This window comes from Citrobacter sp. Ca225, assembly GCF_030337175.1.
In the GTDB taxonomy this organism is placed as follows: Bacteria; Pseudomonadota; Gammaproteobacteria; order Enterobacterales; family Enterobacteriaceae; genus Citrobacter_A; species Citrobacter_A amalonaticus.
This window is the reverse complement of the sequence record NZ_JAOWCD010000038.1, coordinates 15451-27756: the sequence shown is the minus strand read 5'-3', so window position 1 is coordinate 27756 and position 12306 is coordinate 15451. Positions and strand designations below refer to the sequence as shown.

The 12306-nt window shown below is 54.3% G+C and carries 11 protein-coding genes; 1 reads left to right on the top strand and 10 read right to left on the bottom strand.

The features are described 5' to 3' along the window. Nucleotides 1-3 precede the first annotated feature (3 nt). Entirely contained in the window at nucleotides 4-783 is a 780-nt protein-coding gene (cmoM, locus tag OGW13_RS00940; protein WP_287115468.1) for a tRNA uridine 5-oxyacetic acid(34) methyltransferase CmoM, read from the bottom strand. Nucleotides 784-918: 135 nt separating this feature from the next. Between cmoM and elyC the strand changes: the two genes are divergently transcribed. Then, a complete protein-coding gene (gene elyC, locus OGW13_RS00935) occupies nucleotides 919-1698 on the top strand; it encodes an envelope biogenesis factor ElyC (RefSeq protein ID WP_044256330.1) in 780 nt (259 codons plus the stop codon). Here the strand turns inward: elyC and OGW13_RS00930 are convergent. The 9 genes from OGW13_RS00930 to rpsA form a co-directional block, all read right to left on the bottom strand. Further along, nucleotides 1675-2568 (bottom strand): YcbJ family phosphotransferase, encoded by an 894-nt coding sequence (locus tag OGW13_RS00930; RefSeq protein WP_043001187.1) that lies wholly within the window; start codon nucleotides 2566-2568, stop codon nucleotides 1675-1677. The two genes, elyC and OGW13_RS00930, sit on opposite strands and share 24 nt — an antisense overlap. Nucleotides 2569-2720: 152 nt before the next feature. Beyond that, nucleotides 2721-3467: a 3-deoxy-manno-octulosonate cytidylyltransferase gene (gene kdsB, locus OGW13_RS00925; RefSeq protein ID WP_043001188.1), complete on the bottom strand. Its 747-nt coding sequence runs from the start codon at nucleotides 3465-3467 to the stop codon at nucleotides 2721-2723. Beyond that, a complete protein-coding gene (ycaR, locus tag OGW13_RS00920; RefSeq protein ID WP_042320194.1) occupies nucleotides 3464-3646 on the bottom strand; it encodes a protein YcaR in 183 nt (60 codons plus the stop codon). Before ycaR ends, kdsB begins: the two co-directional genes overlap by 4 nt. A 51-nt stretch (nucleotides 3647-3697) precedes the next feature. Next, on the bottom strand, nucleotides 3698-4930 hold the full coding sequence (locus OGW13_RS00915) for a winged helix-turn-helix domain-containing protein (RefSeq protein WP_044265759.1): 1233 nt from the start codon (nucleotides 4928-4930) through the stop codon (nucleotides 3698-3700). 41 nt (nucleotides 4931-4971) lie between these two features. Continuing rightward, nucleotides 4972-5949 carry a tetraacyldisaccharide 4'-kinase gene (gene lpxK, locus OGW13_RS00910; protein ID WP_044265762.1) on the bottom strand — a complete coding sequence of 326 codons (978 nt, stop codon included), beginning with the start codon at nucleotides 5947-5949 and terminating at the stop codon, nucleotides 4972-4974. Continuing rightward, nucleotides 5946-7694, bottom strand: a complete 1749-nt coding sequence (gene msbA / locus OGW13_RS00905; RefSeq protein ID WP_043001191.1) for a lipid A ABC transporter ATP-binding protein/permease MsbA — start codon at nucleotides 7692-7694, stop codon at nucleotides 5946-5948. The genes lpxK and msbA overlap by 4 nt, the downstream gene beginning before the upstream one ends. Before the next feature lie 36 nt (nucleotides 7695-7730). Beyond that, nucleotides 7731-9995: a ComEC family protein gene (locus tag OGW13_RS00900; RefSeq protein WP_044265765.1), complete on the bottom strand. Its 2265-nt coding sequence runs from the start codon at nucleotides 9993-9995 to the stop codon at nucleotides 7731-7733. Between the two features lie 204 nt (nucleotides 9996-10199). Then, a complete protein-coding gene (gene ihfB / locus OGW13_RS00895; RefSeq protein WP_002463068.1) occupies nucleotides 10200-10484 on the bottom strand; it encodes an integration host factor subunit beta in 285 nt (94 codons plus the stop codon). A gap of 147 nt (nucleotides 10485-10631) precedes the next feature. Beyond that, nucleotides 10632-12305, bottom strand: coding sequence for a 30S ribosomal protein S1 (gene rpsA / locus OGW13_RS00890; protein ID WP_042320207.1), 1674 nt, complete (start codon nucleotides 12303-12305; stop codon nucleotides 10632-10634). Nucleotide 12306: the final 1 nt, after the last annotated feature.

The following is a 12306-nucleotide window of genomic DNA, read 5'->3' as shown; positions in this document are numbered from 1 at the left end:
AGGTTATCCTTGCATCTGCGGTTTACGCGCGGTGACGTGAATGTAACGACCCAGGCTGACATACGGCTCCAGGCGACAGTAACGCGTTTCTAATTCAAGCAATATCTCATAACAGTCACGCTGCTGATGTTTCTCACGCAGATAATCATGAAACACGCGCACCCCGGTTTTCCCGGTGATCTGCCAGCCCATCTGTTCCAGCCACTGGTAAACCTCTCCTGGCTCACGCGGATAGTCTGGTGAAAGGGTACGCTTCTTACGTTTGGGCATCCCTATCTGCACGTAGTCAAAGTTCCCCGCCACCATGTTATGCATCAACAGGCCGTTGGCATTGTAGAACATTAATGACAGTACGCCACCGGGACGCAATACCGACCAAAGGGTCTTTAACACGCTGACCGGATCGGCGACCCACTCCAGCACAGCGTGAAACAATATCAGATCAACGGAGCTTTCCAAATGCGAAGCGACGTCCTGAGCAGCGCATTGTATAAAATGCATGTTGTGGCTCACACCTTTGGCTTCTGCCGCCCGTTGCGCACGGGCGATCATCTCACCGGAAACGTCACACAACGTCACGTGATGACCACGTTCTGCCATTTTAATGGCCGTTTGTCCTTCACCGCCGCCAGCGTCCAGCACACGCAGTGGTTGCGCGCCGAAGTCTGCCAGAATAAGGTCGAGATCCTGCCACAGGATCGCCTGCCTTAGCAGCCCTTTTGTGGTGCCGTAAATATTACGGGAAAACTTCTCAGCAATGTCATCAAAATTGCGATCCCGCATCGGGCTCTCCACAGGCTGGCTTAGCTGTTCTCTGATAAAACCGCTATTTTGTCACACCCGCGCGGAGAATGAACCTCTCTGGTGTAATATCACGATTATTCTTCTGCTGTATGGTCAAAAAAGGAACCAAAAAGGATGCTTTTTACGCTGAAGAAAGTGATTGGCGGCATGCTGTTGCCTCTCCCTTTTCTGCTCTTGATGATGGGTATCGGTCTGGCACTGCTGTGGTTTAGCCGTTTTCAGAAAACCGGCAAGGTATTTATCAGCCTCAGTTGGCTGGTACTGTTCCTGCTCAGCCTGCAACCCGTTGCTGACCATCTGCTGCGCCCGATAGAAAATAGCTACCCCACCTGGCAGGATACGCAGAAAGTTGAATACATCGTCGTGTTAGGCGGCGGCTATACCTGGAACCCGCAGTGGGCGCCCAGTTCTAACCTGATCAACAACAGTTTGCCGCGTCTAAATGAGGGAATACGTCTGTGGCGGGCTAACCCGGGTTCGAAATTGATTTTTACCGGCGCGAATGCCAAAACCAATCCGGTGAGTACGGCAGAAGTTGGCGCACGGGTGGCGCAATCGCTGGGGGTGCCGGAAGAGGATATCATCACACTCGACAAGCCTAAGGATACGGAGGAAGAAGCCGCTGCCGTGAAGCAGGCTATCGGCGACGCGCCATTCCTGCTGGTCACTTCAGCCTCTCATCTGCCGCGAGCAATGATTTTCTTTCAGCAGGCAGGGTTAAATCCGCTGCCGGCTCCGGCGAATCAACTGGCTATCGATTCCCCGTTGAATCCGTGGGAGCGGGCAATCCCCTCTCCCGTCTGGTTGATGCATAGCGATCGCGCAAGCTACGAGACGCTGGGGAGAGTCTGGCAGCGGTTGAAAGGCTCGTCAGGCGAGCCAGGGCAGGAGTGATTTCGCAGCGAGATCAAAATGAGATCGGTTAAAGCGCCCGGTATTGACCAGTTGCGCCACTTCATCCCATAACACGTATAACCAACGCCGCCAGATGAACGATTCCGCCACTGGCGCGCGTTGCAGGTAGTGCCAGAGTAGTCCTTCCGCCAGCGTGTTATCTACCAGCCGGAACAGTTCGTACTCCCGTGGTGCCCAGAGCATAATACCAGGCCCCACCATCGCCAGAAGCTGGTCGCTCCGGGCGTCTTTTAACATGCTGCGCAGACTGAAATTGCCATGCACCAGCACACAGTTGTCGTTAAAGCCGTCAAACAGCGCGGGCAGACATTCGCGGGTGCGAAACAGAATGCGCTTATCCTGCATGGTTAGCCCGGTGTTGTTGAACTGATTGAGCGTACTCCAGAGCACCTCAACCCGCTGACGATACCAGGAAGGCCAGATATTCTCCTGCGTATTGTCCACCGCACCGACACACCCCCGGCTATCCTGGCGGTGCCAGGCCAGTAACCCTTCGACAATCTGATCTTTGAGCTGCTCCCAACGCTCCGGCGTCCGGGCCGGCGCTTCAACGGGGACGCCACGCAGACGTTCCAGCAGTAAGACATCCGGACCGGGATGTTCATCGTGAGTCATCACCCCATAAATGACCGGCATTCGCACGGTGCCGCTACGCGCTAACATGGTGGTTTTCCAGGCCAGTTGTTGCGCGACCCCCGGCGTGGTGAAACTTTGGGCCATCAGCGGCATTGGGTTGCCCTGGCTGTCATAGAGCGACCACAGTGCTGTGTCGACTTTTTCATTCACGCATTCAATGCGGCTCAGTTTTTCGCCCAGTAAATGACTTAATTCGGCGCGCAGCTGTTCCATTCAGATTGCCCTCATAAAAGCTACTGCTTTTATAATGAGCGCCACACCGACGGATGTCACCCGGATGAGATCAATTGTTGAAAAGAAAAAGCGTGGAAAATCGTAACGGTACGACACTCCTCTCACTAAAGAGCGGAGTGTCGTAAAGAAAATTAACGCATTTCAGCGCGAACGCGCTCGAGGTCTTCTGCGGTATCAACACCGGTACCAGGCACCTCTTTTGCCACAGCCACGTGGATTTTTTCGCCGTACCACAGCACGCGGAGTTGCTCCAGCATCTCGATGTTTTCCAGCGGGCTGGGCTCCCAGCTCACATAGCGACGGATAAATCCGGCGCGATAGCCGTAAATGCCGAGGTGGCGCAGGAAATTATCGCCGACGGTCTCGCGACTTTTCGCAAAACGATCGCGATCCCAGGGGATCGTTGCACGCGAGAAATACAGCGCATAGCCTTCGGCATCCAGTACCACCTTCACTGCATTCGGATTGAACGCCTCTTCCGCGCTATGAATCGGTGCCGCGAGCGTGGCCATTCCAACCTGACGCTGCGCCAGGTTTTCTGCCACCTGGCGAATAATGATGGCCGGGATCATCGGCTCATCACCCTGCACATTGACAATCACGGTGTCATCACTGAAACCACACTTCTCAACCACTTCAGCCAGACGTTCTGTCCCGGACTGGTGATCGACGCGGGTCATGCACACTTCTCCACCCGCCACTTCAACGGCGCGTGCGACCTCTTCATGATCGGTCGCGACAATAATACGCTCAGCGCCGGATTCACGGGCGCGTTCCAGCACATGCACAATCATCGGTTTACCGTTGATGTCCTGCAACGGTTTACCCGGCAGACGCGTGGAGGCGTAGCGGGCAGGAATAATGACGACAAAACTCATGATTTACGCTCATCAGCCGCTAATACACGGGCCTCGGTTTCCAGCAAAACGGGAATGCCATCACGCAGTGGAAAAGCGAGGTTATCCAGTTTGCAGATCAGTTCTTGTTTTTCCTGGTTGTACCAGAGTTTGCCGTTACAGACCGGGCAGGCAACGATTTCAAGCAGTCGATGATCCATAGTTCCTCCAGATGGACCGGGTAATGAATGCAGAGATCTTATCATACTCGCTCATGCGACTGCGTCTATTTCCCACCCCTGTCGACATTGCGTAAATATCCCTGCCGGACAGCGGCCGAGCGTCACGCGAACGGCATTCTGCCAGCGGGCAAAATCGGTTATCGCCTGCTGTAGCCCATTTTGCAGCGTCACTCCTGGCTTTACGCCTTCTTGCAGATAGAGAGAAATCACTTCCAGTACGCCCGTCTTACGGTGCATTTTGGCGTCCATCCGCCCCACCAACTGACCCCGGTGCAGTAAAGGCAGGACAAAATAACCATACTGGCGCTTTGGGGCTGGCGTGTAGCACTCCAGCCGATAGCTGAAATCGAACAGTTGCTCCGCACGTTTGCGATCCCAAACCACCGGATCAAACGGCGACAGTACCGCGCTATGCGTCGCTGTCAGCTTGCCTGCCTGTGCCTGTTCAAGTAGCGGCAGCAAATCCGCATGCAACCACAGCCGACCAAGTTTTTCGACCTCTACCGGAATGATGTACTGCTGTTCAGCCCGCACGTCGCGCCAGTTTTGTAACTCAGGACGTTTCAGGCGGTAGTAATCTGCCAGCCACTGCTCACGAAAAATACCCAGGCTGCGCGCACTGTTGTCCAGCATGACAGATTCTGCTTGCGCCCGGGGTAGCAAATCGCGTTCATCATCCCAGTGTGGCATCACGCGATGCGTGAGATCGTACACGCGCTGGAAATTGCGACGCTCAATCACCATCACTTTTCCTGCCGTAAACAACCCTTCCAGATGCAGCTTGTGCGGCTTCCAGTCCCACCAGCCGCTGTTGCCTTTACGCGGATGCTCAAAGTCAGCCGAGCGTACCGGTCCATTTTGATGAATATGCTGCAACAGTTGCTCAATTTCGCCGGCATGCTCTTCCATCCACGCCGCCTGGTACTTCCAGCCCATTTTTTCAGGTGCCAGCATCCGGTGGCGTATCAGCGTAAAATCACTACGCGGCAGGAAACAGGCCTCATGGGCCCAGTACTCCATCAGTTCACCCTGCGCCAACGCATCATCCAGCCACTGTGGGGTGTAATTGCCCAGTCGACTGAACAACACAAGGTAGGGACTGCGGGCGACAATATTGATGGTATCGATTTGTAGTAGCGACATACGGGTAATCGTCGGCAGGATATCGCTTGCCAACGCGCGACGACGTGGTTTTTTTAACAATCCCTGGGCGGCGAGATGAAGGTTACGGGCATCCGTAAGTGAGAGGTACGGCAACGACATTCATGATTCCCTCATTTGTACGCTGCCGTCATGGTGGTGCGCTAACGTGTCAGCGAGATCAATTTTTCGAGTAATGTCTCAGGTTCAGTCCCCGACAAATGTGCATCGACAGGAAGATACCACCAGTTGTCTTCGGCAAAGGCACGGCACTTCACGGCGTCCTTCTCCGTCATGACCAGCGTTTGCGACCCGTTTAGTAGGCCGTTGACATCATGCGAAGTCAATGCCTGATGATCCGCCAGAGGAACACATTTTTGCGGCTGTACGCCACAGGATTCTAACGTGGCAAAAAAGCGTGGCGGATGACCAATACCGGCCATTGCCACGACATTTTTCAATTGCGCGACATCACGACGTTCACCGGTACGCAGGTTCACAGCCTGTCCTGGCGCCAGATGCATCGGGATCTCGCCCGCCTGCGGAATACCGCCATTAACAATAACCGCATCCACCGTTTTCAGGCGACCTGCTCGCTCCCGCATCGGACCTGCCGGTAGCCACCAGCCGTTGCCGAAGCGACGAACGCCATCAACCACCACAATCTCGACATCGCGCGCCAGACGGTAGTGCTGAAGACCATCATCAGTAACGATAATCTGCACATCGTGATGCGCCAGAATCGCTTTTACCGCGTCAGCCCGGTTGGGCGATACGGCAACTGGCGCGCTGGTGCGCTGATAAATCAGCACCGGCTCATCACCCGCTTCCGCCGTGGTGGTTTCGGCATTCAGCAGCAAGGGATAGGACGCGGCTTTGCCGCCATATCCACGAGAAACTACCCCAACGCGAAGACCGCGCTGCTGGAGTTGTTCCACCAACCAGATCACTACCGGCGTTTTGCCATTGCCACCTGCCGTCAAATTACCGACCACCACCACCGGCACCGGTGCGCGCCAGGCGCGTTTGATCCCGAGCGTGTAGCACAGGCGGATCGCCCCGCTCACCAGGCCGTATAACCAGGAAAGTGGGAGTAACAGTCGCCACAAGGGCGACTCACCGGACCAGATGCGTGCGATCATTGACCAAATTGCATTTTGTGCAGTTGCGCGTAGACGCCGCGGTGTTCCAGCAGTTCGTTGTGCGTACCGCGCTCCACAATCAGCCCATCTTCCACGACCACAATTTCATCGGCCTGTTCGATAGTTGAAAGGCGGTGCGCAATCACCAGCGAGGTGCGGTTTTTCTGCAGTTCGTCCAGCGCCGCCTGAATGGCGCGTTCAGATTCGGTATCCAGCGCTGACGTGGCTTCATCAAGGATCAGAATCGGGCTGTCACGCAGTAAGGCGCGCGCGATGGCGATACGTTGACGTTGACCACCGGAAAGCAGCACGCCGTTTTCACCGATCACCGTATCAAGGCCGTTATCCATCTTATTGATAAAGTCCATGGCATAAGCCATACGAGCCGCTTCTTCGATCTCCTCACGGCTATACTGCTCAGTTCGCGCGTAGGCGATGTTATTCGCCACCGTGTCGTTGAACAGATGTACGTTCTGCGACACCAGCGCGACCTGATTACGTAATGAGGCCAGGGTGTATTCCCGCAGATCGTGACCATCCATCAGGATTTCACCTTCATTGATGTCATAGAAACGCGTGATCAGACTGGCAATGGTTGATTTGCCGGAACCTGAACGCCCCACCAGCGCAACGGTTTTGCCCGCCGGAATTTTCAGGTTGATGTTACGCAGCGCCGGTACTTCGCGCCCCGGATAGGTAAAGGTGACATTGCGGAATTCCAGATCGCCGGTCGCACGCTCAATCACACGTTTACCTTCGTCTTTTTCCTGCTCGCTATCCAGGATGGCAAATAAAGTCTGGCATGCGGCCATCCCACGCTGGAACTGGGCGTTAACGTTAGTCAACGACTTCAACGGACGCATCAGGGCGATCATTGAGGAGAAGACCACGGTGATCGTCCCTGCCGTCAGGCTGTCCATCACGCTTGGGAAGCTAGCCGCGTACAGCACAAACGCCAGCGCCAGTGAAGCGATCAACTGGATGACAGGATCGGAAATGGAAGAGGCAGAAACCATCTTCATCCCCTGCAAACGCATCTTGTTACTGACTTTGTCGAAGCGCTTCGTTTCCACTCCCTGACCACCGAAGATCAGTACCTCTTTGTGGCCTTTCAGCATCTGCTCCGCGCTGGTTGTCACCTGCCCCATCGTATTCTGCATATTCTTACTGATAGCACGAAAACGTTTGGAGACTACGCGAATCGCGATCGACACAATAGGTGCCAGCACAACCAGGATTATCGACAATTGCCAGCTGTAATAGAACATCATGATGAACAGGCCGATAATCGATGCACCTTCACGCACAACGGTAATCAGCGCACCGGAAGACGAAGAGGCTACCTGTTCAGAATCATAAGTAATACGAGACAGCAGCGTCCCGGTAGACTGTTTGTCAAAGAAGGAAACCGGCATTCCCATCATATGACCGAACAGGCGACGACGCATGGTCATCACCACTTTGCCGGATACCCAGGAAATACAGTAGCTGGAGATATAGCTGGTAATACCACGTAAAATCATCAGCCCAATAACCACCAGCGGCATCCAAAGCAACACTGAGCGATCTGTTTTACCAAAACCATCGTCCAGTAATGGTTTGAGGAGCGATAACATGAAGGTATCGCTGGCCGCGTTGAGGATTAACGCAACACCCGCCACGATCAGACCCGATTTGAAAGGCGCAATGGTTGGCCACAGTCGGCGAAACGTCTGCCACGTAGAGAGATCTTTATCGTTATGCATTCAAGAAACCAGCATCTGTTGAAATAGCCGCATATTCTACCCGTTATCGTCTGACACGCCAAACCACTGATGATACCAACGAGGTAAAATTTGCTCCCGCAGGCTGATGGCCTGCCAGCCCTGTGTTGAAAAATCCAGCGAAATTTGCCCCTGATGCGGGGTATCACACCACCGGTAACCCTGTTGCAGATAGCGTTGCTTCACCTTCCATGACGGCAATCGCCAGGCGTTATAGCGTGAGGCGGAGACCAGCGCCACGTTGCCACTAACGCGCTGAAGTAGCGCCAGTGAAGAAGAGGTACTGCTGCCATGGTGTGGTACCTGGATTGCCGTCGCCGAAAGATGCTGCCAGTAATGACTGAGCATTTTCAGTTCCGCGGGGGACTCTATATCGCCCGTCAGCAGAATACTGTGCGTACCATCATCAATCTTTACGACGCAAGAGTGATTATTCCCCTGCGTCGGGTCTCCTTTCAACGGCCAGTGCACGCTAAAACGCAGTCCCTGCCATTGCCACGTCTCACCGCGGTAACACGGCAGATGCCCCTGCCAGCCTAACGGACTGCGCACCCAAAGCGCTGGCCAGGTTGTCTGCAAAGAGTGTAGTCCACCGCGATGGTCGAGATGCTCATGGCTGAGAATAATCCCCTCTGGCTGCAAGTGGTGCCAGCGCAGCCACGGAATGATTATCTGCTGGGCGCTGTCACCTCCCGGCCAGGCCAGCCCGGTATCGTAGAGTAACGCTTTACCATTACGGGCGATAACTATCGCTAACCCCTGCCCGACATCCAGCATGTGCACCTGCCAGGCGTCAGTGCGCACCGGACTCCAGAACGGCCAGCTCAGCAACGCCAGCGTCGCCAGACACAGGCCGGGGAAAACGCGCCAGGCGATAAATCGCCAACCGGGTAGCATCAACCAGGGGACAAAGACCAGCCACTGCCAACGGGCATCAATGTTGATCCACCCCGCAGGCAAGTGATTGAGCGCCCAGAATAGTGCAGCCAGTGAGCGATCGGCCAGATACCAGAGTCCGCCCTCAAGAAGCAGCGGACCAGTGAGATGGACCACCATTCCGGCGAGGATCAGCGGGACGCTGACAAACGTAACCAGCGGGACAGCAAACAGATTCGCAGCAAACGACGTCAGGCTGATACCGTGGAACAGTGCGATTTGTAGCGGCATAAGCAGCAAGGTAATCCCCAGTTGCAGATGTGCCAGTTCAACCAGCAAGCGCCCGGCACGTGATGTGGGACAGGCGGGGCAAGGAAACCATTGGTACCAGAATAACAGCGCCGCAACGGCAAAGGCCGAAAGCCACAGGCTTTGCGAGATCACGGCGACGGGATCAACAACCAGAATAGCCGCCAGACAGCAGCACCAGACTGACCATCCGCTCCATTGCCGCCCGCATAATTTCAGTGCCCCCCACACCAGCAGCGCCACCACCGTACGTAGCGCCGGAGGCTGTAACCCGGTCAGCCAGGCGTAAAACGCAGCGCAAATAAGCCCACCAATCACAGGATGTTGCCAGCGAATTGCACTGATCGGCAGCAGAAACTGCACGCCGCGAATCAGAGCTGCTGCCAGTAAAGCCGCAAAAGCGATATGCAGGCCGGAAATTGCCATCAGATGCGCCGTGCCGGTATCTCGCATGATCGCTTTGACTTCCTGTGGCACCAGCAGGCGCTCCCCCATCCCCAGACCTAGTATCACCTGCTGCCAGGGATAGTTTTCCAGAGAATCCGTTAACGAGGCAAGATAGCGCGCTCGCCAGCTGCATTTGCTGTCGACAATCTTTGCCTGTAAAAATCGGCCAGTGAGCGGCTGATGCTGTGCCAGGGCATAACGCTGACTATCAAATCCGCCGTCATTTAACTCGCCGTGCATGGCACGGACCTTCAGCGTCATCGCCCAACGTTGTCCCGCGCACGGCGCGATTGGCAAATATTGGTTATAAAGCACAATACCGACGGCAGGGAAAAGCCGATGCCCATTAAGATGCGTGATCAGCCCGGCATGTGTCGTCATGCTATCCGTGGCCGTCAGCTCAACGATGGTCTCCTGCGTGGCGGCGGGCAACGTATTTCCCGCCCATAGCGACTGTTTCGCCGCCATGACGCCCCAGAGAAAAAACAGCAGGAGAAGCCCAGCGTACTGTGCCACTTTCCAGCGGAGCAGACCGAGCAGACAGGCCAGCACAAACAGGATGCTAACAAGCCATCCCCCCGGCAGCGCAGGTAGCAAAAATAAAGGGAAAATTCCCCCTAATGCACACAGACTGACCGTCGTTAATTTCATACACACCTCCGTGTTGGCGGCAGTGTGCAGGTCTGAGCCGGGATTGTCAGGAGGAGAATGAAGGATTTACGGCCATGATTCCGCGATTTTCATCGCCGCCCGGCAATGTGCAACATGAAATGCGAGCGGCATTCCAGGGTTGAAAAGCAGGCAAGAAAAAAGCACCGTAAAGGTGCTTTTCTGAGGTTACGTTGTGCGAAAAACTTAACCGTAAATATTGGCGCGATCGCGCAGTTCTTTACCCGGCTTAAAGTGCGGAACGTATTTCCCTTCCAGATCCACTTTGTCGCCAGTCTTCGGGTTACGCCCGGTACGTGGTGCACGGTAGTGCAAAGAAAAGCTGCCGAAACCGCGGATTTCAATACGCTCGCCCTGTGCAAGAGTCGAGGCCATATGCTCCAGCATCTCTTTGACCGCATCTTCAACCGCTTTCGCGGGAATATGAGATTGCTGAGTGGCAAGTCTTTCAATCAATTCTGACTTGGTCATGATTCCTCCGGTTCCAATAAGCTGCTGCTGTTGCATTGACAAAGGGCGGCCGTAGCCGCCCTTTGTCATTGATTACAGAACGAATTCTATAATCTGTCAAGTATTCTCATCTGACTTCGGGACGAAACCTCCCAAAGTATCAAAGAATTACTCGCCTTTAGCTGCTTTGAAAGCTTCAGCCATTGCGTTGTTGGAGAAGTTTGCATCTTCCTGTTTGTTAACAGTTGCGATGGCATCTTTCTCATCAGCTTCGTCTTTAGCACGAACAGACAGGCTGATTGCACGGTTCTTACGGTCAACGCCGGTGAATTTAGCTTCAACGTCGTCACCCACGCTCAGAACCAGGGTAGCGTCTTCAACGCGGTCACGGGATGCTTCAGAAGCGCGCAGGTAACCTTCAACGCCGTCAGCCAGTTCTACGGTTGCGCCTTTCGCGTCAACTGCAGTCACTTTACCGTTTACGATTGCGCCTTTCTTGTTCAGTGCAACCCAGTTGTTGAACGGATCTTCTGCCAGCTGTTTAACGCCCAGAGAGATACGCTCGCGCTCTGCGTCAACCTGCAGAACAACTGCTGCGATTTCGTCGCCTTTTTTGTATTCACGAACTGCTTCTTCGCCTGCAACGTTCCAGGAGATGTCAGACAGGTGAACCAGGCCGTCGATGCCGCCGTCCAGGCCGATGAAGATACCGAAGTCAGTGATAGACTTGATTTTACCTTCAACACGGTCGCCCTTGTTGTGGGTTTCCGCGAACTGCTGCCATGGGTTAGATTTGCACTGCTTCAGGCCCAGGGAGATACGACGACGTTCTTCGTCGATATCCAGAACCATAACTTCCACTACGTCGCCAACGTTAACAACTTTGGACGGATGGATGTTTTTGTTGGTCCAGTCCATTTCGGAAACGTGAACCAGCCCTTCAACGCCTTCTTCGATTTCAACGAAGCAGCCGTAGTCGGTCAGGTTGGTTACGCGACCGGTCAGTTTAGTACCTTCCGGATAACGCTTAGCGATAGCTACCCACGGATCTTCGCCCAGCTGTTTCAGGCCCAGAGATACACGGGTACGTTCGCGGTCGAACTTCAGCACTTTAACAGTGATTTCGTCGCCAACGTTTACGATTTCGCTCGGATGCTTAACGCGTTTCCATGCCATATCGGTGATGTGCAGCAGGCCGTCAACGCCACCCAGATCAACGAATGCACCGTAGTCAGTGAGGTTCTTAACGATACCTTTAACTTCCATGCCTTCCTGCAGGTTTTCCAGCAGTTGATCGCGCTCTGCGCTGTTTTCGGATTCGATCACGGCACGACGAGAAACAACAACGTTGTTGCGTTTCTGATCCAGCTTGATGACTTTGAATTCAAGCTCTTTGCCTTCCAGGTGCAGCGTATCGCGCACCGGACGAACGTCTACCAGTGAACCTGGCAGGAACGCACGAATACCGTTCAGCTCAACAGTGAAGCCGCCCTTAACTTTGCCGTTGATAACACCGGTAACAGTTTCAGCATCTTCGTAAGCTTTTTCCAGCGTGATCCATGCTTCGTGACGTTTCGCTTTTTCACGAGACAGCAGTGTTTCACCGAAGCCGTCTTCTACTGCATCCAGAGCAACATCAACTTCGTCGCCCACCTGGATTTCCAGTTCGCCAGCCGCGTTTTTGAACTGTTCTGCAGGAATTGCAGATTCAGATTTCAGGCCTGCATCAACCAGAACAACGTCTTTGTCGATAGCAACAACAACACCGCGAACGATGGAACCCGGACGGGTTTCGATTTCTTTTAAGGATTCTTCAAACAGTTGAGCAAAAGATTCAGTCATG